The organism is Subsaximicrobium wynnwilliamsii (assembly GCF_007997225.1).
GTDB classification, from domain to species: domain Bacteria; phylum Bacteroidota; class Bacteroidia; order Flavobacteriales; family Flavobacteriaceae; genus Psychroserpens; species Psychroserpens wynnwilliamsii.
This window is the reverse complement of record NZ_VORM01000003.1, coordinates 182,343-207,818: the sequence shown is the minus strand read 5'-3', so window position 1 is coordinate 207,818 and position 25,476 is coordinate 182,343. Positions and strand designations below refer to the sequence as shown.

The 25,476-nt window shown below is 40.0% G+C and carries 26 protein-coding genes; 13 read left to right on the top strand and 13 right to left on the bottom strand.

All coding sequences use genetic code 11. From position 1 onward, the window contains the following. Window positions 1-39 precede the first annotated feature (39 nt). Both ESY88_RS03815 and ESY88_RS03810 read right to left on the bottom strand, forming a co-directional pair. Window positions 40-336, bottom strand: a complete 297-nt coding sequence (locus ESY88_RS03815) for a putative quinol monooxygenase (protein WP_147084688.1) — start codon at window positions 334-336, stop codon at window positions 40-42. Window positions 337-548: 212 nt separating this feature from the next. Next, window positions 549-1,406, bottom strand: a complete 858-nt coding sequence (locus tag ESY88_RS03810) for an SAM hydrolase/SAM-dependent halogenase family protein (RefSeq protein WP_147084687.1) — start codon at window positions 1,404-1,406, stop codon at window positions 549-551. Window positions 1,407-1,617: 211 nt separating this feature from the next. On the opposite strand from ESY88_RS03810, the gene ESY88_RS03805 reads away from it, so the two are divergent. Both ESY88_RS03805 and ESY88_RS03800 read left to right on the top strand, forming a co-directional pair. After that, window positions 1,618-2,571 (top strand): PhoH family protein, encoded by a 954-nt coding sequence (locus tag ESY88_RS03805; protein ID WP_147084686.1) that lies wholly within the window; start codon window positions 1,618-1,620, stop codon window positions 2,569-2,571. Between the two features lie 393 nt (window positions 2,572-2,964). Continuing rightward, the gene (locus ESY88_RS03800) at window positions 2,965-3,924 is read left to right on the top strand and encodes a phosphoribosylaminoimidazolesuccinocarboxamide synthase (RefSeq protein WP_147084685.1); all 960 of its coding nucleotides are present in this window, start codon (window positions 2,965-2,967) and stop codon (window positions 3,922-3,924) included. A gap of 1 nt (window position 3,925) precedes the next feature. Here ESY88_RS03800 and ESY88_RS03795 read toward each other — a convergent pair whose 3' ends face one another. From ESY88_RS03795 to dnaA, 5 genes are all read right to left on the bottom strand, one after another. Further along, window positions 3,926-6,121 carry a hypothetical protein gene (locus tag ESY88_RS03795; protein WP_147084684.1) on the bottom strand — a complete coding sequence of 732 codons (2,196 nt, stop codon included), beginning with the start codon at window positions 6,119-6,121 and terminating at the stop codon, window positions 3,926-3,928. A 4-nt stretch (window positions 6,122-6,125) separates the two neighbouring features. Beyond that, on the bottom strand, window positions 6,126-6,845 hold the full coding sequence (locus ESY88_RS03790) for an SAM-dependent methyltransferase (RefSeq protein WP_189702510.1): 720 nt from the start codon (window positions 6,843-6,845) through the stop codon (window positions 6,126-6,128). A 6-nt stretch (window positions 6,846-6,851) separates the two neighbouring features. Continuing rightward, window positions 6,852-8,243: a PQQ-dependent sugar dehydrogenase gene (locus ESY88_RS03785; RefSeq protein ID WP_147084683.1), complete on the bottom strand. Its 1,392-nt coding sequence runs from the start codon at window positions 8,241-8,243 to the stop codon at window positions 6,852-6,854. A gap of 78 nt (window positions 8,244-8,321) precedes the next feature. After that, a complete protein-coding gene (locus ESY88_RS03780) occupies window positions 8,322-8,780 on the bottom strand; it encodes a low molecular weight protein-tyrosine-phosphatase (RefSeq protein ID WP_223270709.1) in 459 nt (152 codons plus the stop codon). Window positions 8,781-8,791: 11 nt separating this feature from the next. After that, window positions 8,792-10,219 (bottom strand): chromosomal replication initiator protein DnaA, encoded by a 1,428-nt coding sequence (gene dnaA, locus ESY88_RS03775; RefSeq protein ID WP_147084682.1) that lies wholly within the window; start codon window positions 10,217-10,219, stop codon window positions 8,792-8,794. A gap of 192 nt (window positions 10,220-10,411) precedes the next feature. On the opposite strand from dnaA, the gene ESY88_RS03770 reads away from it, so the two are divergent. Further along, window positions 10,412-10,822 carry an acyl-CoA thioesterase gene (locus ESY88_RS03770; protein WP_147084681.1) on the top strand — a complete coding sequence of 137 codons (411 nt, stop codon included), beginning with the start codon at window positions 10,412-10,414 and terminating at the stop codon, window positions 10,820-10,822. Here the strand turns inward: ESY88_RS03770 and ESY88_RS03765 are convergent. From ESY88_RS03765 to ribD, 4 genes are read right to left on the bottom strand one after another with little or no spacing between them, the layout of a single operon-like run. Further along, complete coding sequence (locus ESY88_RS03765; protein ID WP_147084680.1) at window positions 10,819-11,439, bottom strand: IMPACT family protein; 621 nt, start codon at window positions 11,437-11,439, stop codon at window positions 10,819-10,821. The two genes, ESY88_RS03770 and ESY88_RS03765, sit on opposite strands and share 4 nt — an antisense overlap. Then, complete coding sequence (locus tag ESY88_RS03760; RefSeq protein WP_147084679.1) at window positions 11,440-12,342, bottom strand: EamA family transporter; 903 nt, start codon at window positions 12,340-12,342, stop codon at window positions 11,440-11,442. Continuing rightward, on the bottom strand, window positions 12,342-12,959 hold the full coding sequence (locus tag ESY88_RS03755; protein WP_147084678.1) for an HAD family hydrolase: 618 nt from the start codon (window positions 12,957-12,959) through the stop codon (window positions 12,342-12,344). Before ESY88_RS03755 ends, ESY88_RS03760 begins: the two co-directional genes overlap by 1 nt. Then, window positions 12,946-13,998, bottom strand: coding sequence for a bifunctional diaminohydroxyphosphoribosylaminopyrimidine deaminase/5-amino-6-(5-phosphoribosylamino)uracil reductase RibD (gene ribD / locus ESY88_RS03750; protein ID WP_147084677.1), 1,053 nt, complete (start codon window positions 13,996-13,998; stop codon window positions 12,946-12,948). Before ribD ends, ESY88_RS03755 begins: the two co-directional genes overlap by 14 nt. 23 nt (window positions 13,999-14,021) lie before the next feature. Between ribD and ESY88_RS03745 the strand changes: the two genes are divergently transcribed. The 4 genes from ESY88_RS03745 to ESY88_RS03730 all read left to right on the top strand — a co-directional run bounded on the left by ESY88_RS03745 (window position 14,022) and on the right by ESY88_RS03730 (window position 18,749). Further along, window positions 14,022-14,513 (top strand): GNAT family N-acetyltransferase, encoded by a 492-nt coding sequence (locus tag ESY88_RS03745; RefSeq protein ID WP_147084676.1) that lies wholly within the window; start codon window positions 14,022-14,024, stop codon window positions 14,511-14,513. Window positions 14,514-14,999: 486 nt separating this feature from the next. Further along, entirely contained in the window at window positions 15,000-15,899 is a 900-nt protein-coding gene (gene prmC / locus ESY88_RS03740) for a peptide chain release factor N(5)-glutamine methyltransferase (RefSeq protein WP_147084675.1), read from the top strand. A gap of 26 nt (window positions 15,900-15,925) precedes the next feature. Next, entirely contained in the window at window positions 15,926-17,923 is a 1,998-nt protein-coding gene (gene ligA / locus ESY88_RS03735) for an NAD-dependent DNA ligase LigA (protein ID WP_147084674.1), read from the top strand. A gap of 85 nt (window positions 17,924-18,008) precedes the next feature. After that, window positions 18,009-18,749 carry a hypothetical protein gene (locus ESY88_RS03730; protein ID WP_147084673.1) on the top strand — a complete coding sequence of 247 codons (741 nt, stop codon included), beginning with the start codon at window positions 18,009-18,011 and terminating at the stop codon, window positions 18,747-18,749. Between the two features lie 123 nt (window positions 18,750-18,872). On the opposite strand, the gene ESY88_RS03725 is transcribed toward ESY88_RS03730, so the two are convergent. Both ESY88_RS03725 and ESY88_RS03720 read right to left on the bottom strand, forming a co-directional pair. Then, a complete protein-coding gene (locus tag ESY88_RS03725; RefSeq protein ID WP_147084672.1) occupies window positions 18,873-19,784 on the bottom strand; it encodes a bifunctional metallophosphatase/5'-nucleotidase in 912 nt (303 codons plus the stop codon). A 43-nt stretch (window positions 19,785-19,827) separates the two neighbouring features. Then, window positions 19,828-20,583 (bottom strand): 5'-nucleotidase C-terminal domain-containing protein, encoded by a 756-nt coding sequence (locus tag ESY88_RS03720; RefSeq protein ID WP_147084671.1) that lies wholly within the window; start codon window positions 20,581-20,583, stop codon window positions 19,828-19,830. Between the two features lie 69 nt (window positions 20,584-20,652). Between ESY88_RS03720 and ESY88_RS03715 the strand changes: the two genes are divergently transcribed. The 6 genes from ESY88_RS03715 (at window position 20,653) to porD (ending at window position 25,439) form a co-directional block, all read left to right on the top strand. Then, window positions 20,653-21,171 (top strand): DUF6913 domain-containing protein, encoded by a 519-nt coding sequence (locus ESY88_RS03715; RefSeq protein ID WP_147084670.1) that lies wholly within the window; start codon window positions 20,653-20,655, stop codon window positions 21,169-21,171. Next, complete coding sequence (gene dapA / locus ESY88_RS03710; protein WP_147084669.1) at window positions 21,171-22,064, top strand: 4-hydroxy-tetrahydrodipicolinate synthase; 894 nt, start codon at window positions 21,171-21,173, stop codon at window positions 22,062-22,064. The genes ESY88_RS03715 and dapA overlap by 1 nt, the downstream gene beginning before the upstream one ends. A 108-nt stretch (window positions 22,065-22,172) precedes the next feature. Beyond that, complete coding sequence (locus ESY88_RS03705; RefSeq protein WP_147084668.1) at window positions 22,173-22,988, top strand: outer membrane protein assembly factor BamD; 816 nt, start codon at window positions 22,173-22,175, stop codon at window positions 22,986-22,988. 22 nt (window positions 22,989-23,010) lie between these two features. Then, window positions 23,011-23,340, top strand: a complete 330-nt coding sequence (locus tag ESY88_RS03700) for a DNA-directed RNA polymerase subunit omega (protein ID WP_147084797.1) — start codon at window positions 23,011-23,013, stop codon at window positions 23,338-23,340. Window positions 23,341-23,347: 7 nt separating this feature from the next. Next, window positions 23,348-24,559 carry a bifunctional phosphopantothenoylcysteine decarboxylase/phosphopantothenate--cysteine ligase CoaBC gene (gene coaBC / locus ESY88_RS03695; RefSeq protein ID WP_147084667.1) on the top strand — a complete coding sequence of 404 codons (1,212 nt, stop codon included), beginning with the start codon at window positions 23,348-23,350 and terminating at the stop codon, window positions 24,557-24,559. Next, window positions 24,552-25,439, top strand: coding sequence for a type IX secretion system protein PorD (gene porD / locus ESY88_RS03690; RefSeq protein ID WP_147084666.1), 888 nt, complete (start codon window positions 24,552-24,554; stop codon window positions 25,437-25,439). Before coaBC ends, porD begins: the two co-directional genes overlap by 8 nt. Window positions 25,440-25,476 lie beyond the last annotated feature (37 nt).

The following is a 25,476-nucleotide window of genomic DNA, read 5'->3' as shown; positions in this document are numbered from 1 at the left end:
ACACACAACAGACAACACCCAACAGCCAACACGTCACATTCAATTTAAACTGTGCAAACGATTAACGCTCCAAGCTTCTGGTTTTGCGTTAAAAAGCGGTTTTGTTTTTGACCATACCTTTTTAAAAAGCTCCGAATGTCTATAATGTTCAAGGTCAGCTTCGGTTTGCCAATAGCTGTAAGTGAAAAATAGATCCTTATTGTTTTTATCCCGATACAATTCTAAAAACTCACAGCCCTCAAATGCTCTAATTTGTCTTTTATTCGCATCAAAATTCATGAGAAATTCTTGGATTTTGGAAGGCTCAAAACTCATTTTTACAATTCTAATTAGCATGGATGGTGTTTTAAATGTTTAGGATCTAATAATTTTTTACCTTTTTAGCTGAAGGATATTCAATTAAAAACAGCTTATTTTTAAGGACTCATAGTCAGTTTAACCCGCAAAGCTTCAGTAAATTAAGTGGCATAATACCTGTTGATTTCTAGTGTCTGCGAATCTTATGTGTTGGCTGGCAATAGATCTATGGATTCTTGATGTGGCCCTAATCATTCTTTTCTCAATAGTGTTTGTAAAGGCTCAAAATTCACAGTAATTGTATCAAATAACTTCAATCCCAACAGGCTCGACGCACTCCCTACGCTCTTCGTGTCGCCCCTGAAAACTGCGATTTCCAAATAGCCCGAAGAATTAAACACCGCCATGCGTCTGCCTTGGTCTTGACGTTTGTCTTCGGGAGTCTCAAAGTTCACAATATCACAATATCTATCATAAATGATGTTGAACTTGTAACTGCGGGCAAACACTTCAAAATCTCTTGTTCTCCTTACAGATTCAAAGAATTTGCGTTTGATGTTGGTAATCACATTACCGTAGTTGTCGATGTAGATCACACTACCAATAATCTGGTTTTTATCGTCATTCACAAAAGGAATCAAATTTGTGATTGGTTTTATGGTGTCTATTACTTTACCAATCACTTCCAAGGTACCTCCGCGGGCAATATGGCAAGCAACATGAACAAAGACATCCAGCACGGGGAAACTCGTAGCAATACGGTCGTGTATATTGATTTCCACAATTTTTTCGGGTGCGATTTCGGCACAGATCATACTCATAATGCCATTGTTGGCACAGATAAAATAGTGCTCATCCAAATAAATGGCAATGTGTTTGTTTTCGGGATTCAATTCTGAATCAATTCCAATCAAATGAATGGTGCCTTTCGGGAAACTGCTGTAGGCGTTTTGAATGATATATGCCGCTTCGGGGACATTGAAAGGAGAGACACTGTGTGAGATATCAACAATTTTCACATCGGGCAGTTCACTGTAAATTGCGCCTTTGGTCGCACCTGCAAAGTGATCCTTTTCACCAAAATCTGTTGTCAATGTGATGATTGCCATGAATTGAATATGAAAATTTTAAGTTTATCCTGAGTGTAATTCCGCTTCTATTCCAAAGTGTTAAAAACTAATTGCATTTTAACCTTAAGGACTGCTTCTGAATGGAAAATTTCATTTATTTTTGGTAGTGTTGACGTCAAAACTGACGCTTATTTTGCCCATCACAAAACTAAGAAAACAAATCAGATTAATATATTAAATACCACGGCTTTTGAATGAACTTATCCTAGAATTGGAAGAAATTACACCAAAGGAATTTTTTGGTGCCCAGAATGTCAATATCGAACTGCTCAAAACCTACTTTCCCAAATTAAAGATTGTTGCTAGAGGTAATAAGATCAAAGCTTATGGCGATGAAGATTTGCTTGAGGAATTTGACCTGAGAATGAGCATGCTCATGGCTCATTTTGGAAAATACAATAAGATCGACGAAAATGTGATTGAACGCGTTTTGACGAGCAATAGCAGTGAGGATTATAAAACCAGCGACACCAGCTCTGAAGTGATTGTGCACGGAGTGGGTGGCCGACTCATAAGGGCACAAACTGTCAACCAGCGAAAACTTGTGGAGAGTGTTCGCCACAATGACATGGTTTTTGCCATTGGTCCGGCAGGAACAGGCAAGACTTATACCTGTGTTGCCTTGGCGGTAAGAGCCTTGAAAAACAAAGAAGTAAAGCGTATTATTTTAACGAGACCGGCGGTTGAAGCAGGGGAGAATCTTGGGTTTTTGCCAGGAGATCTCAAGGAAAAACTGGATCCTTACATGCAGCCTTTATATGATGCTTTGCGTGATATGATCCCGGCGGAAAAATTAGCGCTTTTCATTGAAAACGGAACCATTCAAATCGCGCCATTGGCTTTTATGCGTGGGCGAACCCTGGATAACGCCTTTGTGATATTGGATGAGGGTCAAAATACCACCCATGCCCAAATGAAAATGTTTCTAACCCGAATGGGCAAAAGCGCCAAATTTTTATTGACTGGAGATCCTGGGCAGGTTGATTTGCCTCGCCGAACAATTTCGGGATTAAAGGAAGCCTTGTTGGTTTTGAAAAATGTGGAAGGCATTGGCATGATCTATCTGGATGATAAGGATGTGATTCGGCATAAATTGGTCAAGAAAGTGATCGAAGCCTATAAAAGCATAGAAAATCGGGAATGATTTTCTTGCGTACGGGTCGGTCGCGACCGAAGCCTATAAAAGCATAGAAAATCGGGAATGATTTTCTTGCGTACGGGTCGGTCGCGACCGAAGCCTATAAAAGCATAGAAAACAGGGAATGATTTTCTTGCGTACGGGTCGGTCGCGATCGAAGCCTACGGCAATCATTTATGATTTTCTTGCGTACGGGTCGGTCTCGACCGAAGCCTATAAAAGCATAGAAAATAGGGAATGATTTTCTTGCGTACGGGTCGGTCGCGACCGACCCCTACGGCAATCATTTATGATTTTCTTGCGTACGGGTCGGTCGCGACCGACCCTTAATGCATATCCTATATTTTAAAAAAATATTTATGCCATTTCAAAGGCAATTAAATTAATAAATAGAATCACGTGTCTGTAGCAAACAAAACCATAATCGATACCAATTTTGAATTTCCAAAGCAGAAAAGTCTTTATAAGGGCAAGGTTAGGGAAGTTTATAATATCAATGACGAACAATTGGTCATGGTCGCAACAGATCGCTTATCGGCATTTGATGTCGTCATGCCCAGGGGGATTCCGTATAAAGGGCAGATTTTAAACCAGATTGCGACCAGCATGATGAAGGCCACAGAAGATCTAGTCCCTAATTGGTTGACTGCAACACCAGATCCCAATGTGGCTGTGGGCCATTTGTGTGCGCCGTTTAAAGTGGAAATGGTAATTCGAGGGTATTTGTCTGGTCATGCCGCCCGAGAATACAAGGCTGGCAAACGGGAACTGTGTGGTGTTAAAATGCCAAATGGGATGAAGGAAAATGACAAGTTCCCAGACCCCATCATCACCCCTGCGACCAAAGCCGAAATGGGTGATCATGATGAGGATATTTCCCGTGAGGCTATTCTCAAACGCGGAATCGTTTCTGAAAAAGATTATTCTGTTTTAGAAGAGTATACCAGAAAACTCTTCCAAAGAGGAAGCGAGATTGCGGCCATGCGTGATCTTATTTTGGTGGATACCAAGTACGAATTCGGAAAAACAAAAAGCGGTAAAATCGTGTTGATCGATGAGATTCACACCCCAGATTCCTCGCGCTATTTTTACAAAGATGGCTATCAAAAACGCCAAAACGCCAATGAAGCTCAAAAGCAACTCTCCAAGGAATTTGTGAGACAATGGCTCATTGAGAATGGTTTTCAAGGTAAAGCGGGGCAAACGCCACCAGAAATGAGTGATGCCTACATTGAAAGCGTTAGCGAACGTTATATTGAACTCTATGAAAAAATCATGGGGCAGGCTTTTGTAAAAGGGGATGTTGCCGATATTCAAAATAGGATAGAGATGAATGTTTTGAAGTATTTGAAATCCTGAGTCAGTATTTTTTACGAACAATGAAATCAAGTGTTTCGCTGCCCAATAAGCCATTTTGGCCAACACCTTCGATTGTAACATTAAAGTTTCCAAAAATATCTGAACAAAAGAATTCAATTTCAGCTTCTCCAAGGGTATCGGTTATAATATCTGGTTTCCAAATTAAGGTGTTTCGGTAATCTGGAAAATCGTCTTCAGGAGTTTGTGCTTCATAAGTTGGTGAATAAAATTCACGCTTTCCATAAAACCCTTTTATCATGGTTAGATTAAACATCTTAAGCAATTCTTCTTCAGAATAGGTCTCTTGTTTCTGTGGGCAATGGTTTATGCAGTTGACAATATTATACTCACAGACACAATCTGGAATTACGACTGTCGCCAAGCTATCCAACCGCCCTAGATATTTATCACGATAAGCCCGCTCTTTTCGTTTTCGTAAAATAACTTCATCCAATTTTTGAGTACTGTCATATTCAAAAAAAGCCGTATTGGCGTCGTTATTGGTTTTTGTTTCTTTAATTATGGGATAGTATGCTGCTTGTGATTTTCTGTAATGATTAATACTGTCAAAAGATATATCGTGAATATTTATACGATATTCACTTTCACTGTCACCAACGGGCTTCAAAAAGATAAAACCGCGCTTGCCTAATTTTAGCTGCTCGTGGTTCAATTCAAAACGATTTGCAAAATTGGTTTCTAGAAAATAGGTGTCACTTTGTTCAACCCCCGAATAAACAATAACAAAAGGATGGGTAGGCGTTTTGTTTCGCGATTTTTGCTTAGCGTAAACGATTCCTTCTAGTGGGTCTGGGATAATTTTGTAATCTGATTTACTGAGGCTGTGCAATTCATTCTCAGACCAAACATAGCGCCGCCAACCTTGTGTGAGCAATAAAAGGTTTAACGCGTGTTGGCGATCTTCATTTTCTGGATTGAAATAATAATTGGGGTCATAAATAGCTCCTTTTAATTGTGAGCTTAAATAGTAATGACTCATGATTGTTTTAGGATCATGCTTATTTTTATATAGTTGATCTACTACGCTCAGTCCTAATGTGGCAATCACAGGTGCATTATATTGGTCATGTACCTTAATGCTTAACTTTATTTTTTCCCTAGTTTTGTATTCACTAGCGTCGAGCGTAGTTTCAATGTACAGTTTTTGATTAGGCTTGACGTAAATTAAACGCTCAGCAATAGGTTGAAAATTTTGATTGAGTAATGTGACTTCTGCAATGCCTTGAGGGATGTCTTTCAAAGGTATTTTTACAAATCCTTGATTTTTTAATGCCATGGCGGCAACTGAATATACCGTACCTCTGGACTGCAATCTTAAATAAACGGTATCAACTTCACTGTAATTATTCTTTGCTATTTTGAAAATGGCTTCATGTTCGTCTTGGCTCACGAGCTGTAAGGATTTGCCCTTTAGTTTTATTTTGGGAATGTCATAGCTTTCAGTTGAGTCTTGGTCTAATTTTATTTTATACACATTGCTTTTGTTGAACCTGAAGCTGAAACTACCCATGCCTGCATGCTTGGTTTCAAAATCCAATATGGCTTGGTTGTTTTCGAATAGTTTACCAGATACTTCTAACGGTATGCCCGCTTTATCTGTTGCTTTGAAGGCTAAATTATGTTCAATGCCTGAAATTAAATCCCCGCCTTCAGGAAAAAGTGTGAATTCATGTAAGACCGATTTTTCTGGATCATCTGTTCCAGATTTCACACTTTTGTCTATTTTGTCAACAATGCTAATGGTTCTAAAGGAAAAAAATGAATTGGAATCTTTATAAAAAGAATGGCTTGTGAATGCCATGAGTGTATAATTGCCAAATTCAATAGTGCTAGGAATGTAAACATGACCATTCACAAAACCATCGAGAATCTCATACTTTTCTTTCCAGATTGTGCGCTGTGTGTCTTCATTGATGAGTTGAACAACCAACACGTGGTCACGAACCGAGGGTGTGAAATAATGTGCATCCAAAATATAGGCTTTGAACCAAAGGTCTTCTTCGGTTTCGTAGATGTCTTTATTAGTTTGAAGGTAGATGTTATCGAATGTTCGAAAATTAGATAATTCATTAAAAGCGTCTGCAATCTTGTTCGCAACGCTATCTGTAGTTTGAGAACTTATAAAACTTGCTGAAAATAGAGCATATACTACTAATACGTATGTTCTCAATTTCATGATTTCAATCTTTGTGGATTACAAAAATGGCAGGTCGTTTGTGTAAAACTACTTTGGTGTTTTTCCATTCCTTGACGGTTTGGGTCACGATGTATTCTGTGGGCAGGGTAATATCACAGGCCACGCAAACCCGTGTGGCATCATGCAGGTTTTTGCAAATATCTTCCATGATCTGATCGTTGCGATAAGGGGTTTCAATAAATAATTGGGTTTGATTCTGTTCAAAGGAAAGTCGCTCCAAACGTTTAAGCGCAGCTTTTCGCTCGTTTTTATCAATAGGAATATAGCCATTAAACGCAAAACTTTGTCCGTTCATTCCTGAAGCCATCAATGCCAAAACAATAGAGGAAGGCCCAACCAAAGGCACCACTTTGATATGGTGTTGATGTGCCAAATTCACGATTTCGGCACCGGGATCTGCAATGCCAGGACAGCCAGCTTCAGATAAAAGTCCCATGGGTTTTCCCGCTTTACAGGCCTCTAAGAACTGATTGAGTTCACTGGGCTCTGTGTATTTGTTGAGCACTTTGAGCTTTAAGGCCGATTGTTGTTTGTGAGAACTGATGCGTTTTATAAAACGTCTCGCCGTTTTTTCATTTTCAACGATATAATCGTCCACCAATTCAATGATTTTCTTGATTGAAAGTGGCAATACCTCTAAAGGTGGATTGTCACCCAAGCGTGTTGGGATCAAATATAGTTTTCCGTAGGTTTCGTTTATCATAAAGGTTTATTGGATCATTAGTTTGCGAATGGTCTTGGCACCATTGATGTTAGTGATTTCAACTAGGTACAGGCCACTGCTTACTGTTTTTGTGGAAATGGTTTTCAGTCTGTTTTCGAATGATTTGGAGCTTAGCACTAACGTTCCGTTAAGTGAATATATTTCTATGCTGTGGATTGTTGAATTGGCTTCCTTAAAATCGAAATGTAATTGGTCTTGCGCTGGATTGGGGAACATGCGAATTTGTGATAAGGCATTGTTGTCAAGGCTCAAACTGGTTGCTGTGATTTTGAAAATAGTGCCACTAATAACTCCTGCAACATATAACTCACCATTTTGATCTTGGCCAAAAGCAGAGGCGCCTCCCAAAGGAAATGTATCAACAAATGTAATGTCAAAATTATCTTGAGCAGTTTCGGTGGCATAACCAATTTCGTTGCTGCAGAAATCTGCAAAGAAATACAGCCCTTCCAGTGCTGGATATTGTAATCCACGATACACATAACCTCCTGTGATGGAGCATCTGCCATTGGTATGGCTATATTCAACAACTGGTTCGGTGTGTGTGATCACAGTACAATCATTGGCAGTGCTGTATACCGAAGTGCCTTCAAAACACTTCCAGCCATAATTTTCGCCACCTGTTGTGGAGGTCACACGGTCTATTTCCTCAATTTGCCCTTGACCTACATCGGCAATCCAAAGCGCTCCATTATCTTTATCAAATGAAAATTTAAAAGGGTTTCGTAGGCCGTAGGCCCAAATTTCATCTAAGGCATCGTCATTTCCTTCAAATGGATTATTTGGGGGAATGGCATAATTGTTACCGTTTTCTGTATTATCGACATCAATACGAAGCATTTTGCCCAGAAGTAGGTTTAAATCTTGAGCCCGATTTCCAGGATCCCCGCTTCCGCCACCATCTCCTAATGAGATGTACAAATAACCGTCATTGCCAAAATGCAGATCGCCTCCATTATGGTTGCTAAACGGCTGGGTAATCTGTAATAAAATAACTTCGGAAGAAGTGGCGGCAGTATCAAATGTGCTTCTGGTAAATCGTGATATGACTGTGTTCTGGGAGTTGTCAATATAATTCACGTAAAAAAATCCGTTGCTCGCATAATCTGGATGAAAGGCCATGGCCAAAAGGCCGCGCTCACCGCCCGAATTACTCACGCGATCATCAATATCCAAAAAAGCCGAACTGTTAATGATGCCTTCAGAATTCAAGATCTGGATACGACCAGAGCGTTCTACAACAAAAAGCCGATCATCACCTGCGTGTTTAATGTTTACGGGATTCGAAAGGTTTGTGGTAAATGTCTCTAAAACGATACTCTGTGAAAAACTGAAACCAAACGTGAAGCAGAAAAGAATCGAGGCTATGGTCTTCATGATACATTTGGATTTTAGATTTATGAGAAACCTAAAAATACGAAAAAATGACAATACGGTCGGGGCTATAAAACGTGCTTATTGTTTCTGTAATTGTTCGGCCAAGATATCAGTGACTTTATTTAGCAGGTCATAGGCATGTTCAAAATCAGAGAAATCGCCATAGTAAGGGTCAGGCACTGCGTTGGCTGTGATGCTATGGTCTATACTCAAGATCGATTTGACTTTGACGCGATCTTCTTCATTTCGAGCCAGTTTTATAAGGTTCTCATAATTGGAATCGTCCATCACAAAGATATGGTCAAAGCTGTCAAAGTCGGAAACTTGAAATTGGCGCCCAAGTTGTTGTGAGATATCAATGCCATGTTGTTTGGCAACTTTTATGCTACGAGCATCTGGAGCATCGCCTACATGGTAATTGGCAGTGCCTGCAGAATCCACATAAAAATCCTCTTGTGACAATTTGGATTCTAATAAGCCATGGGCTAAAGGAGATCTACAAATATTGCCTAAACAAACCATCAAAATTGAGGTCATGCGTTTGTGATTTAAATGGAAAGTTTTTTGGAAAGGTCCTCAACGTACTTTCTAAATTGTTTATCGGTAGAGGAGAGGTTGTCAACGGTTTTACAAGCGTGCAGTACGGTTGCGTGATCGCGTTTGCCGATTTGTGAGCCAATGCTCGCCAAGGAGGCTTTGGTGTATTTCTTGGCAAAGAACATCGCCAATTGTCTGGCTTGTACGATATGGCGCTTCCTGGTTTTTGATTGCAGGGTGCTTACGTCCATTTGGAAATAATCAGACACCACCTTTTGTATGTAATCAATCGAGACTTCGCGTTTGGTGTTTTTCACAAACTTCTCAACAATCTCTTTGGCCAAACTAATCGTGATTTCCTTTTTATTGAAGGAAGATTGGGCAATCAATGAAATGATGGCACCTTCGAGTTCACGAACATTGGTCTTGATATGTTTAGCCACATATTCTATGATATCATCTGGCATTTCCACACCATCGCGATAGAGTTTGTTTTTTAAGATGGAGACGCGGGTTTCGAAATCTGGGCTTTGCAATTCTGCCGAAAGCCCCCATTTGAAACGGGACAGCAAACGTTGTTCAATATCCTGCATATCCACAGGTGCCTTGTCACTGGTTAAAATGACCTGCTTTCCGTTTTGGTGCAAGTGGTTGAAGATATGGAAAAACACATCTTGCGTACCAGACTTCCCTGATAGAAATTGCACATCATCAATAATCAAGACATCGATGATTTGATAGAAATGTATAAAATCGTTTCTGTTGTTTTTCTTTACGGAATCAATATACTGTTGCGTGAATTTTTCCGCGGAAATATAGAGCACGGTTTTTTCTGGGTATTTGTCTTTGATGTCCACACCAATAGCGTGTGCCAAATGTGTTTTGCCCAAACCAACGCCGCCAAAAATCAACAACGGATTAAAGGATGTGCCTCCAGGTTTGTTGGCAACCGCCAAACCGGCATTTCTGGCCAAGCGATTGGAGTCGCCTTCTAAAAAGTTCTCAAAACTGTAATTGGGATTTAATTGGGATTCGATCTTTACGTTGCGAATGCCAGGAATCACAAACGGATTTCTAAGCTCTGGATTTTTATTGTTCAAAGGCACATCAACATCCTGTGACTTCATAGCGCTGCGGTTGGAACTTGGTATTTTTTCAGTAAATGGCTGTTTGTTGCCGTAGGTGTTTTCCATTTTGATTACATACACCAACTTTGCAGTTTCGCCTAGTTCTTTGGTAAGTGAAACCTTTAAGATTTTCACATAGTGCTCCTCAAGCCATTCATAGAAAAACTTACTCGGTACTTGAATGCTAAGCGCATTATCTGTGAGTTTCACTGCGACGATTGGTTCAAACCAGGTTTTGTATGCTTGAGGTTGTATATTATCTTTAATAAATGACAGACAATTTTTCCAAACCGTTTCCGCAGTTAGCTCCATTATATGAATTAAATTTTTTTATGTTGATTAGTAGTGGCAAAAAAAAGAGAAATCTGAGTTTCTCTTGAATCACTTCTGCGAGACAAATATGTGAACAATTTTCTTAATAAAAAAATCAAAAACCATTGAATTTCCGGAAATTTATCCTCATGTTTAAAAACGCTTGAAAATACAAAAAATATGTCAAATATCATGTCAAAATTAAGAAAACACGACGAAATACAATTTAGGGTGCGTTACGGTGAAACCGATCAAATGGGAGTGGTCTATCACGGCAATTATGCGCAATATTTTGAGATGGGACGTACCGAATGGTTGCGTAAATTTGGGTTCTCCTACAAGCAGATGGAGGCCGATGGTATCATGCTTCCTGTGATTTCATTAACTGTAAAATTCAAAAAGCCAGCGCGTTATGACGACCTTATTAAAGTAAAAACCGAGGTGGTAAAAAAGCCAAGTGCGCGCATAGAATTTACCTATGAAATTTCAAATGAAGCCGATGAAATTTTAACCACAGGAACTTCAGAATTGGTGTTTATGGATATGGTAAAGAATAGGCCTACGAGATGTCCTAAATATATATTAGACCAACTGCCGTTTTAATCGTTCAAATTTTTAATTTCCACCTCGAAAATGGCATCGAAAATTTCAAAAATTTCTTGAGATTTTTTTAGTCTAACCGAAATAATAATTTCGCAGCTCAGTTCTAAAGTTTGGGCAACGATGTTGAGATTTTTTTCTTTCGCGATGCGCATGACCTTGCCCATATTTTTGTAATCGAAACGTACGGCATAGCGAACATTTATGGTGCGCTTAACAATTTTTGATGCGTTAAGGCCCATTTCAGCAGTGGTCTTATAGGCGTTTATCAAACCGCTTACGCCTAATTTTGTGCCACCAAAATAACGCAGCACCACAATAAGAATGTCTGTAACTTCAAAGGATTGTATTTGCCCATAAATTGGCATTCCAGCGCTGTTGTTGGGTTCGCCATCATCATTGGCTCGGTAGCTCAGCTCTTGTGCTGTCTTTCCTATTTGGTAGGCATAACAAAAATGGCCGGCTTGGTGGTGTTGTTTTTTAAGCGTTTCTAGATGTTGCTTGACCTCTTCTTCTGAAGTAACAGGAAAAGCGTAACCAAAAAATTTGCTGTTCCTGTCTTTAAACAACACGCCTTCAGAAGCTTTTGTAATGGTTTTGTAAGAGTCCTTTTCAATCATCTACGCCAAAGTTACCAATACTATCGAGACTATGGCCAGCGAAATGCCCAACCAATTTATCTTTGAAATCTTTTCCTTAAAAACCAATAAGCCCAGCAGTGTGGAAATCATAACGATGGCGACATTGTTCACGGTAAATAATGTGGAGCTTTCCAGAGTTTCATGGTCGAGTGCCTTCAAAAGGTAATAAATGGACATGTAGTTGACAATCCCTAAAGCGCTTCCGCCCAGCAGCACGCGCCAATCTGATTTTTGTTTTTTTTCTCCGGAAGTGATTTCCGAAGTAGGCATCAGTCTTGGTTTTATAAAACGATTGAACGCCAACAATCCAATACCAATGATGAACGCAAACAGAAAAATAGTCGCAGAAAATATGGGGATGCCATTATCTGGCACGTAGGTGGTCTCTAAATATTTAACCATGGTGTCGATAGTGCCAGAGCCAAAAAACAGAATGATGGGCAACCAAATGCCTTTAGTCAAACTTACCGAAGATTTTGCGCGTAAGGAGGTCAAATAGACGGCAATGAGCGCGATGAAAATACCGAGCAGCTTTTGAAATCCCACGCCTTCATCATAGACATAAATACCAAAAACAACTGGGAGGATGACACTCATCTTTGAAGCGACCGATGCTACTGAAAGTCCGTTGCGTTGTGCCGTCAATGCCATGACATTGAATATGGAGATGAACAAAAAACCCAACACTAATGCGCCATAAAACCAATAGGAGGCGACAATTTCTGCAAGCACAATTTTGCCGTCATAAAGCACAATTCCTAGCAAGCAAGCCACAAAATAATTGACCACGATGGCGTGCAAGGTGTTGATGTTGTACTTGCCCAACAGTTTAAAAATGATAAAAATGAACGTGGAGGCAGCAATGCTGAGCAGTAAATACATTAAAACAGGTCTTTTTTAATGCGGAAGAGATCGGTAACGTCTTCTTGTGTTTCGTCGATATTCCAAATGTGGATCCCCAAATTAGCAGCGGCATCGGTATTTGCCTTGGTGTCGTCTATAAAAAGACATTCTTCTGGAGTCAACTTATTTTGCTTGAGCACGAATTCGTAAATATCGGCATTCGGTTTTCTAAGTTGAATCTCGTGCGAGAGGTAAAAGGCATCAAATTGCTTCTTGAAATCCTCAAAAAATGGGACATTGTCAATAATCCAATTGATATGCAAGTCGTTGGTATTGCTTAATAGGATGAGTTTGTAATTTGCTTCGGAAGCCAAACTTTTAATGAAATTCAGGCGTTTTTCGGGAAAATGACCCAACATGGAATTCCAGGTGTCTATGAGTTGGGGTTTGCTTAGCTTCGGAAAGTTCGCGGTGTAAAAGTCTAAAAATTCTTCCGTAGACATTAAGCCCTGTTCGTAGAGTGTGTTCATGGAAACGAGCTCATCATGCAACTCGTCAAGCTCAAATAAAGCTAAGGCGTTTTGATGGGCGACTTCTTTGTTGAGGTCGATAAATACTGCTCCAAAGTCGAAGATGATGGTTTTAATTGTTGGCATAAATTATTAAGGTATCGTTAAGTAGTTGAGTTTCAGAAATCAATTCTGCAGAAAATTGCGGTGCAGCCACGCCGGTTCCAAACCTGTTGGTACCAGTAAAAACGCGGGCTTCATCCCAAAGATTTTCGTTTATGAAGTTTTGAAGCGTTTGTGCGCCACCTTCTATGATGACGGAATTTATATTATTCTTGAATAGAATGCTGCAGATTTGTTTGGCGATGCTATGCTTCAAATTCCAATTGATGTATTTCAAATTCCAATCTGGATTCAATGTTTTGTTTTTCGAAGCTTCTGAAGTAATGATTAAAGTTTCCGCATCACGATTATAAATATTGGCAGTTTGAGGAAGTTTCAATTTTTGGTCCAGTACAAACCGAAGCGGATTTCTGCCAGTCCAATCCCTAACGGTCAAGCTAGGGTTGTCTTCCCAAACCGTGTTGGTGCCTACCAAAATGGCCTGTTCTTGGGCGCGCCATTTGTGAACCAATTGGCGTGAATAGGGGTTAGTGATCCAAACGGGTTCTTGCTTTTCTTTATGCTTGGGCGCTATGAATCCGTCTTGGGTTTCGGCCCATTTCAAAATAACATAAGGCCTTTTTTTATTGTGAAAGGTAAAAAAGCGTTTGTGATGTTGTTTGCATTCGGCTTCCAATATACCAACCGTAACACGGCATCCAGCAGCTTCCAAATTTGCGATGCCTTTTCCAGCCACTTGCGGATTCTCATCCAAACAACCAATAACCACTTTTGGGATCTTGTGCTTAATGATCAAATCACTACAGGGAGGCGTTTTGCCGAAATGCGAGCAAGGCTCCAAGGTTACGTAAAGCGTTGCATTTTTGAGCAGCGCTTTGTCTTTGACACTATGTATCGCATTGACTTCGGCATGGTTACCGCCAAAAGGGCTGGTGAAACCTTCTCCAATAATACAATGCTCATGCACAATAACACTACCTACCATTGGGTTTGGCGCGGTGGTGCCGAGTCCGTTTTCGCCAATTTGAATGCAGCGGTTTATGTATTTTTCATGTATCTTCACGGGCACAAAAATAAGATTAAAAAGTGAGTCAAGAATCGATTGTTATTAGAGAAATAAGAGAAGCCGACAATGCGCAATTAGAGCAAGTCATCAAAGGCTGTTTTCCAGAGTTTGAAATCCCCTTGAAAGGCACGGCCTATGAGGATGCCGAAACTCCAAAAATGTTTGAATCCTACCAAGGCGAGAAAGAAGTGTATTATGTGGTTGTAAAAGGCGACCAAGTTCTAGGCGGTGCTGGCATCAAAAAACTCAAGAATTATGAGGGCAATGTGTGTGAACTACAAAAAATGTATTTTTCACCAGAAGTGCGAGGCAGAGGATTTGGGAAACAACTAATCATACAATGTATGGAAGCTGCAGCAGCTTTTGGTTACGCCCAATGTTACCTTGAAAGCGCAGTGCAGTTAAAGGCAGCCATTCATGTTTATGAACAGGCGGGCTTTAAGCAACGAACTGAACCTTTGGGCAATACGGGGCATTATTCCTGCGGGGTTTGGATGGAGAAGGAATTGTGAATTTTTGATTTTTGATTTACGATTTACGATTTACGATTGAAGATTGAAGATTTCTGATTGCTAATTTTAAATGCCTTTGTGGTGTTTTCCACTTAACAAATTATCGATTTGATGTTGCGGTCAGCTATTTATTGGTCTTAAAAAAAGTTGAAACTATGTACTTTAGTGCATCTCGCTATACCTTCTAAAAATAGTTTAGCCACGAATTACACGAATTAGATGAACCTGCCTGTCCGGTAGGCATGTTTTCACGAAATCTGTTATTTTACCCTTAAAGCGCACTCAATGAGTTACTGTTCATTTCACGAATTCAACAGACTTTCAGTCTGTTTCAAAAAATCTATGGTACTTTAGTCCATAGTGGTTTAGTTTCTTATTTAAGAAACAACTAACATCAAACAATCAACAACTAACAACAAACAGCCGCGAGCTCATTTAAAAGTGAGGAAAATTCCTTTGGGGATTTAAAGGCTTAACACAACACACTTGATTTTAAAAGACATCTTAAATATCTACCATAAAGAACTCGATTTGCACTACGGAAAAGAAGAGGTGGATTCATTTTTCAATCTGCTTATTGAACACTATCTGAAACTGAAGCGCATCACCATGCTTATGAATCCCGGATTTGTGGTCACTAAAACGGAAGAGCAACCGCTTTTTGAAGCTTTGGCTGCGTTGAAACTTCAAAAACCCATTCAACATATCATTGGGGAAACCGAGTTTTACGGATTGCCATTCAAAGTGAATCGACATACGCTCATTCCACGTCCTGAAACGGAGGAGCTGGTCGCTTGGATCATTGAGGATTATAATGCAAACCAAGACAATGCCGAAGCCTTAACTATTTTAGATATTGGCACGGGAAGTGGCTGTATTGCGATTGCTCTGGCAAAGCAACTTAGCGCATCAAGTGTATATGCAGTGGATGTTTCTGAGGAAGCACTAAAAATGGCCGTCGAAAACGCCAAAGTGAACGAGGTCAAAATAGAGTTTGGAAACATGGACATTCTTGAACCAGACCATCGGAATCTGCCCGCCGGCAGGCAGGGGTTGGAATTTTTGAATTTGAAATTTGATATAATAGTGTCTAATCCGCCCTACGTGCGCCAACTTGAGAAAGAACTGATGCAAGCCAACGTGCTTGATCATGAGCCACATGAAGCCCTTTTTGTTGAAGATGGAAATCCGCTTTTGTTTTATAGAGCGATTTGTGAATTGGCACAGGCAAAACTGAAACCTGGTGGAAGCTTGTATTTTGAAATCAATGAATATTTAGGCGATGAGATGGTTCAATTGTTAAAATCCTTCCATTTTGAGGACATTGAATTAAAGAGCGATATTTTTGGAAAACCCAGAATGATAAAAGCGGTCAAAAACGATTAACCCAAATAGAAACTATTTTCAAAGCTATGGACGTAAAGGAGCAATTAGAAGCCTTAAGAACTGAACTTCGCCTACACAATTATAACTATTATGTGTTGGACCAACCCAGTATTGCCGATTTCGATTTTGATATGAAATTGAAGCAACTGCAAGACCTTGAAGCGAAGCACCCTGAATATGACGATCCAAATTCCCCAAGTTTGCGGGTTGGAGGTGAAGTGACCAAAAATTTTGAAACTGTTGTGCATGAGCATCGCATGTATTCCTTAGACAATTCTTATTCCAAGGACGATTTATTGGACTGGGAAAAACGTATCGAGAAGACCATTGATGGCAAGGTGGAATTTGTTTGCGAGCTCAAATATGATGGGGCGTCCATAAGCATTACCTATGAAAATGGGATGCTTTCCAAAGCAGTGACTAGAGGCGACGGGAGCCAAGGTGATAATGTTACGGCCAACATAAGGACCATAAAATCGGTGCCTTTGCAATTGAAAGGAAATTATCCAGAAAAATTTGATATTCGCGGTGAGATTGTTTTGCCCTACGAAGGGTTTATCAAAATGAACGAAGCGCGGGTGGAAGCTGGTGAGGAGCCTTACCGAAATCCGCGAAACACTGCTTCAGGAAGTTTAAAGCTTCAAGACAGTGCCGAAGTCGCCCGTCGCCCATTGGACTGTTTGCTCTACAACATCACTGGAACCAATTTAGGTTTCGACACGCAATTTGAAAGTCTTAAAAATGCACGCGCAATGGGCTTTAAGGTGCCAGAGGCTGCGACCTTGGCAACTTCAGTGGATGAGGTGTTGAAATTTGTGGACTATTGGGACGTACACCGCCATGACCTGCCCTATGAGACCGATGGTGTGGTGATCAAGGTCAATGATTTACAACAACAGGAAGAATTGGGCTACACCTCAAAATCGCCACGCTGGGCCATGGCTTATAAGTTCAAGGCCGAGCAGGTGTCTACACGCTTACATGAGATTAGCTATCAAGTTGGGCGTACTGGAGCCATTACGCCGGTAGCAAATTTAGAGCCTGTTGAGCTGGCAGGCACAACCGTAAAACGCGCTTCCTTGCACAATGCAGATCAAATTGAAAAACTGGATATTAGAGAAGGTGATGAGGTTTATGTGGAAAAAGGAGGGGAGATCATTCCCAAAATCATCGCTGTGGACTTGTCTAAACGCCCAGTAGATTCTAAGCCAACCGTTTACCTTGAGCATTGCCCTGAATGCGGCACAGCTCTGGAACGGCAGGAAGGCGACGCGAAACATTATTGTCCCAATTACAATGGTTGCAGGCCACAGATCATTGGGAGGATCCAGCATTTCATTTCCAGAAAGGCCATGGATATTGAAGGTTTGGGTGGCGAGACCGTGGCTTTATTGGTAGAAGCAGGATTGATTTCCCATTATGCCGATTTATATACCTTAACCAAGGCAGAGATTTTACCCTTAGAACGCATGGCCGAAAAAAGTGCCGATAATTTAATTGCAGGAGTTGAACAGTCTAAAACCATTCCGTTTGAACGTGTTTTGTTTGCGATTGGAATTCGATTCGTTGGTGAAACGGTAGCAAAAAAACTGGCCAAACACTTCAAGAGTATTGCTGTTTTGGCAAATGCTTCGGTTGAGGAATTAATTTCCGTAGATGAAATTGGGGAGCGTATCGCCCAAAGTGTGGTAGACTTTTTTGCTTCCGAAGAAAATAGGGCGATTATAGAGAAATTGAAGGTTCATGGGGTAAGTTTGGAGATTTCCGCAGAGAAATTAGCTAATCAAACGGATAAATTGCAAGGCGAAACCTTTGTGATTTCGGGCGTATTTGAACAGGTCTCAAGAACTGAGCTCAAAAAACTCATCGAAGATAATGGCGGTAAAGTCTCTGGTTCCATATCTTCAAAAACCAATTTTCTGGTAGCGGGCAACAACATGGGCCCTAGTAAGCGAACCAAGGCAGAATCCTTGGGCGTTCCCATTATTTCTGAAATTGACTTTCTTTCAAAAATTAAGGAATAATCCTACAAAGTCAGCAATTTACTCGATAAAAAGTTGATAATATGTGTTTAATAGCATACATTTGGTTCGCTATTAATAAAATCACATGAGTTTAAACAAATTCCTAGTTAGTCTTCTTATTACATTGAGTATTGTATTTGTAGGCCTTCAGTATTTCCAACTCGAATATGAGGCCACATTGGTAAGGACTGTGGCTATGATGTCATTGGCCATACTGTACATTAGAAAAGTTGAGAAAAAACACCTTTTTTTTTATTGGTTCCTCATGCTGTTTACCATAGGTGATATATTTAATTTGATCACTTGGAGCTACAGCGTTTACATAGATTCTGCTTACGAGCTTCCATTTTATTTTATCGGCAATATCATTTATATTATAGCTTACACTTTCTTGGTATTGAGAATGATCGCCAGTCTAAATTTTGTAAAAGCGATTAAAAAGTTTCCTTTACAAGTGCTGATTTTGATAATTCTTGGTGTTTTTTGTGTCTATTTTGTTTCAGACACCACCAAAAGGGAGTTAGAAACGTCCCAGTACTTGCTGGAGTTTGCATATAATGCTGTAATCATGTTTTTAATGTGCCTAGCATTGATCAACTACATGTATCATGATGATAAAAAATCAATCAACTTATTGATTGGTTCCATTTTTATAGTCTTTTCAGAAGTGATCCAATTGGCGTATTTCTATGTGGCAGAGTTTAGGATCCTCAATGTGCTTTGTTCCCTGTTCCTGGTAATGGCTTTTATCTTCTTTTATTTGCAGTCGCTTTTAAAACATGAACCTGCAGGCATTTACAAATACGATAAGATACATACCTTGTAGCTGCCGGAAATTATTTCGCTTTCGCGGAAATTGTGCAGTGCTAGTTTCAGGTTCGCGATGCAAAAGAAGCAATACAATTAAGGATGATATTTTTAAGCATCTGCACTAACAGAAGCATTTGAATCAAACAATAATCGAAGTGCCTTCCGCAGATTTATTCTTATTGGCGTCAAAATAGAAATCAATCTTCCCTAAGTTGATGCCATAACAACCCACTTGATTCACTAAAGTGTTTTTGCCTTCAGCATTTTTGATTATCGTAGGTTTTTTAAGAAAGGTGTGGGTGTGGCCACCAATAATCAAGTCAATATCCTTAGTTTTTTCAGCCAAGCTTAGATCGCTTATTTTTTCAGGAAGCCTGCTATATTTATAACCCAAATGTGAGAGACAGATCACAAGGTCACAATGTTCCTGTTGCTTAAGGATCCTGGTCATCTCTTGAGTGGTTTCAATAGGATCCAAGTACTTTGTTTCTTTATACATGTTCTCGTCCACCAAGCCGTAGAGCTCAATTCCCAATCCAAAAACGCCAACTTTAATTCCGTCTTTTTCAATAATGCGATAGGGTTTCACATGCGAATCCATGATGGTATTTGAAAAATCGTAATTTGAAGACACAAAATCAAATTTCGCATGCGGTAGTTGCGCGTAAAGTCCGTCAATGCCATTATCAAAATCGTGGTTTCCAATTGTGGCCACATCATACTTGAGCATGCTCATGAGTTTGAATTCCAACTCGCCACCATAATAATTAAAGTAGGGTGTGCCTTGAAAAATATCTCCAGCATCCATTAAAAGGGTGTTGGGATTTTCAGCTCTAATGCTTTCAATTAAACTTGCCCTCCTGGCGACACCGCCTTGATTGGGGTTTCGGCCATCTTCAGGTCCAAAGGGATCAATATGGCTGTGCACGTCGTTGGTGTGCAAAATGGTAATCTTTTTTGTGGCTGAAGAAAACGATGATAATCCAAAACCGCCCAATCCAATAAGTGCAGAGGCGGCTGAGGTTTGGTGTATGAAATCTCTTCTTTTCATGATGTTTTGGATTTTTTAAGCGCGAAAAACGGAATGGGGATTATTATTTAATCTTTATAAAACGATCGTCAATGCGAGGTCTAAGCGTGTCAGTTTTCTTGAAGTAATCCAAAAGCACATTTCTTACCTTATAGTTGAGATCATAAACGCTGTCATTGACCTTGAAAAAGTTCATGCGATCACCACCGCTCAATAAGTAATCGTTTGTGGCCACGAAGTAGCTCTTGGTATAATTCAATGGTTTTTCTTTTGAACTTGTTTCTTTTAGGCTTCCGTCTGCATTCAATACGATTTTTAGTTGTGAAATAGGGTGAGCCCGTTTTTCGATGACCAGATAATCGATGAGTTCTTTTATTTGGTCGCCTTTGAGTTCAGCCACAAAGATGCTATTTTCAAAAGGCATGACTTCAAAAGCGGTTCTTGTTGTGATCTCTCCCTTTGAAATAATGGCACGTATGCCACCATGATTCAATAAAACAAAATCAATGGACTTGCCTGTGCGTTTTTGAAACACAGGGTTTACTTCTTCGTAAACCGCATCGGCCATCATATTGCCAATAGCGGTGTTATATTCACCATCAGATTTAGAAAGCGTCGCGACCGAATAGGCAAGAACACTGTCCAAATCTTTTTCAACCCGCTCGCGATAGGGTTTTATGAAGGCTTCTATACGCTGGTCGGCGGCAATGGAGTCTGAAACATTAATTTGCTTCCCTTCGATTTTATGGAGATGATTTTTGGTCTTACAGGCGGAAAACGCAAGTATGAAAAGCACAAAAAACAGAGGTCTATAATTCATTATTATTGTGGATTTGTAATGGAATCTTAACAGCAGATTTTATTACATTTGTACAAACGCTAAAGATAAATGATTTTAAAGGCATTTAAAGAAAAATCAAATCAAAAATATATCAACAGGTTATTAAATGCTGCCTCAAATCGTGACAAACACGCCATAGTAAAAAGTGTTGGAGTAGTGCTAAACGTCGATGAATTTACAGATGTTGAGGTCTTTAATCGTTTTTTTAAGGAGCTAGGACTCCAAGAGGCAAACACAAAAATCGTGTCTTTTGCGAAAGATCCTAAAACATCCAACGAGCTTTGGGGAGCGTATTTCAATGCAAAACATATTGGTTGGAATGGTAAAATCAAACATCCAGATTTACAGCATTTTGTAAATACAGCCTATGATGTTTTGATTTGTTTTTACAACTCAAAGCATGTGGAGCTTGATGTGATCGCTACAAGTTCTAAAGCTCATTTTAAGGTAGGAATCTCGTCGAGTGATCCACGGCTTTATGATTTGATCATTGGTGTGGAGACCAGCCAATTCCCGATTTTTAAACAAGAACTAATTAAATATTTAACCGTTTTAAATAAATTATAATGAGTAAGTTTCATGGAACAGGTATTGCCATAATCACACCATTCAACCAAGACCAGACTGTTGATCACAAGGCTTTGGCGAATTTGGTCAATTTTAATATAGAAAATGGCACCAATTACATTGTCATTAGCGGCACAACCGGTGAGAGTGTTACCATTACCAAACAAGAGAAAACCGAGATTATAGAAACCATAGTCAAGGCCAGCAACAAGCGTGTGCCTTTGGTCTTGGGAATTGGTGGCAACAATACAGCGGCGGTCATCGAAGAGATCAATACTACTGATTTGACTGGCATAGACGCCATTCTATCTGTATCACCTTATTATAGTAAACCAACCCAAGAGGGTATTTATCAACATTTCAAAGCCATTTCAAAGGCGTGTCCTGTAGATATCATCCTCTACAATGTGCCTGGACGCACCGCGTCTAATATGCTGCCAGATACCACTTTGCGATTGGCGAGGGATTTCAAAAATATCGTAGCAGTCAAGGAGGCAGGGAATAATGTGGGGCAATACTTATTGTTATTACGCGACAAGCCCGAAGATTTTTCAATCATTTCTGGTGATGACGACTTGGTTTTAGGCATAGTTCTGGCAGGAGGCGCAGGTGTGATCTCTGTGATTGGCCAAGCCTTGCCAAAACAGTTTTCAAAAATGATTCAACTTGGTCTGGAGGGCAAAGTCAAAGAGGCTTACAATATCCACTTTGCACTTATGGAAATAACGGCACTTATTTTTGCTGAAAACAATCCGTCGGGGGTGAAAGCCGTCCTAGAGGCTTTAGAACTGTCTAAGCCTACGGTAAGATTGCCATTGGTGGAAGCTACTGATGGTTTAAAGGAAAAAATCAAATTGGCGCTTGAGAAAATTGAGGAGCAGTTTAAAAGTTAAATATACCTTAAATAGCGACTTAAGCTAAAATCAACCGCTATTTTCGTGAATAAATTTTGTTTTTATACTACGTTAATAATGCGTACTTTTGCAACCTGTTTTTTATTTATGAAGAAATTATTTTATCTCCTGGCCTTTGTCTCTGTGATCTCCTCTTGTAGCGAATATCAAAAAGCGCTCAAATCTGAGGATATTGCTACCAAGTTCCAAATGGGAACAGATCTTTACGATGCTGGTAAATACATTAAGGCCAATCGTTTATTTGAGCAAATTGTGCCTAAATATAGAGGAAAGCCCCAAGCTGAAAAATTGATGTACATGCATGCCAATGCTTTCTATGAAACTAGGGATTATTATATTTCTTCTTATCAGTTTGAAAATTTCGAAAAAAGCTACCCACAAAGTGAAAAGGCGGAAGAAGCGTCATTTCTTGGAGCGAAAAGCTTCTATCACCTTTCTCCGGTTTACAGTAAGGAACAAAATGAGACCATTCAGGCTTTGGAGAAATTACAGTTGTTTGTCAATAAATATCCAAACTCCCAATACCTGCCGCAAGCCAATGAGCTCATCCAGGAACTGGATTATAAATTAGAGAAAAAGGCCTTCGAAATCGCAAAACAGTATAATAAGATTGCTTATTTTGAGTCTTCAGATTACGAAGCCGCAATTACGGCTTTCGATAATTTTCTTATTGAGTACCCTGGGACATCCTTTAGAGAGCAGGCCATGTTTTACCGCTTGGATTCTGCCTACATGTTGGGGATCAATAGTGTGAAATACAGACAACAAGAGCGTTTGGAAACCGCAATGGCTTTCTTTAAGTCCTTTAAGCGTTTTTATCCAGAATCCCAATTAATGGTAGAGGCGACCAGAATGGAAATGGAGATGACCAGTGCCTTGCAAAAATTTAATACACAAAGTTAAAAGTTAACACCTATATATAATGATTGATTTAAAAAAGACCAATGCACCCGTAAGTACAGTAACTTACAATAGAAATATTCTTGATGCCCCAACCGATAATATCTATGAGGCCATTGCTGTGATTTCTAAAAGGGCCGAACAGATCAACACCGATATTAGACGTGAATTGGTTGACAAATTGGAAGAGTTCGCAACCTATAACGATAGTCTTGAGGAAATTTTTGAGAACAAGGAGCAAATTGAAGTATCCAAGTTTTACGAAAAATTGCCTAAGCCACACGCTTTGGCAGTTCAAGAATGGTTAGACGATAAAATCTATTACAGAAACACGGACGACGACGTTCAGGAATAATCATACCATGTCTATATTAAGTGGCAAAAACATCTTGCTTGGCATCACTGCTGGTATCGCTGCTTACAAGACTGCGAGTTTGACTCGTTTATTTATCAAGGCAGGCGCTAACGTAAAGATCGTTATGACGCCTGCTTCTAAAGACTTCATTACCCCTTTAACGCTTTCCACCTTATCCAAAAACCCTGTCTATTCCTCTTTTACCAACGAGGAAGATGATAATGCCATGTGGAATAACCACGTGGAGCTAGGGCTTTGGGCAGACCTCTTAATCATTGCCCCTGCAACTGCAAACAGTTTGTCCAAAATGGCGAATGGTACTTGTGACAACCTCATGATGGCCACCTACCTTTCAGCAAAATGTCCGGTTTATTTTGCGCCAGCTATGGATTTGGACATGCACAAACATCCATCTACCTTAAAATCATTTGAGATCTTAAATGACTTCGGCAATGTGATGATCCCAGCCACCAGTGGAGAACTCGCTAGCGGACTTCACGGCGAAGGGCGCATGGCAGAGCCTGAAGCTATTGTCGCATTCATTGAACAGCATATTTTGGATCAGCTCCCTTTGCGCGGAAAAAAAGTCCTCCTTACAGCTGGACCAACCCATGAAGCCATTGATCCCGTGCGTTTTATTGGTAACCATTCCAGCGGAAAAATGGGTTTCGAAATTGCAAAGGCTTCAGCGGCATTGGGAGCAGAAGTTATATTGATTTCAGGACCAACCCACGAGTCTGTAAATAACAGTGCGATTAAGTTGATAAATGTGGTTAGTGCACAAGAGATGTATGATGCGGCTCATCGCTATTTCAATGATGTGGATATCGCAATCCTTTCCGCAGCCGTTGCCGACTATAGACCTAAAAAGGTGGCTTCACAGAAACTAAAAAAGGACGATTCAAGCTTGTCTTTAGAGTTAGAAAGAACACAAGACATTCTAAAATCTTTGGGCGCCATTAAAAAGCATCAGTATTTGGTGGGTTTTGCCTTAGAGACCATGAACGAATTGGCAAATGCCAAATCCAAGTTGGCTTCCAAAAATCTAAATATGATCGTGTTGAATTCCTTAAATGATACCGGCGCAGGTTTTGGTGGTTCAACAAATAAAGTTACTTTTATAACCAACTCGGGTCAAGAGCTAAGCCACGCTTTAAAGTCCAAAGCAGCCGTGGCGCAAGACCTAATGCAATTCATTTTAAAACAAACGCATGCGTAAATTGATATTATTTTTAGCGGTCGTAACCAGTTTCAGTGCATGGGCTCAGGAGCTTAGGTGCGAGGTGGTGGTAAATGCGCAACAGACAGGTAATGAAAATGTGCAAGTGTTTAAGACCTTAGAGAGACAGTTGACCGAGTTTGTCAATAATACAGAGTGGACCAAAAATTCCTATAAAGTTCAAGAGCGCATCAACTGTAGCATGATCATTACCATAAATGATTACAATTCGGATGCTTTCCAAGGCACAATACAGGTGCAAGCTTCAAGACCGGTATTTGATTCCAGTTATAGTACGCCCACGTATAACTTTAACGATAGGGACTTCAATTTCCAGTATTTGGAATTTCAGAATTTAGTGTTCAACCCTAATCAATTTGAATCCAATCTGGTATCAGTCATCGCGTTTCATGTCTATATGATTTTGGGGATAGATGCAGAGACCTTTGAGGTAAATGGAGGCGATGAATATTTGAAACAAGCACAAACTATAGTCAATTACACACAACAGCTCAACACCAAAGGCTGGAAGTTGGAAGATGGGCAACAAAGCAGATTTGTTTTAATTGACAATATATTGTCACCAACCTTCAAGGAGTTTAGAACGGCCATGTACAATTATCATAGAAATGGTTTGGATGTGATGAGCACAGATGCTAAAACAGGTAAAAATGCCATTGCAGATAGTGTCCTGGAGTTGCAAGTCATGAACAGGCGCAGGCCAAATTCCTTTCTGCTGCGTGTGTTCTTCGATGCTAAGGCAGATGAAATAGAACAGATTTTTAGTGATGGCCCAACCGTGAATGTTGCGGAATTGATTGAAATCCTCACTAAAATTTCCCCTACGCGATCCTCACAATGGCGAAACATCAATTTTTAGCCAATAAAATAAAGCTTCCACCACATTTTCAGTTATC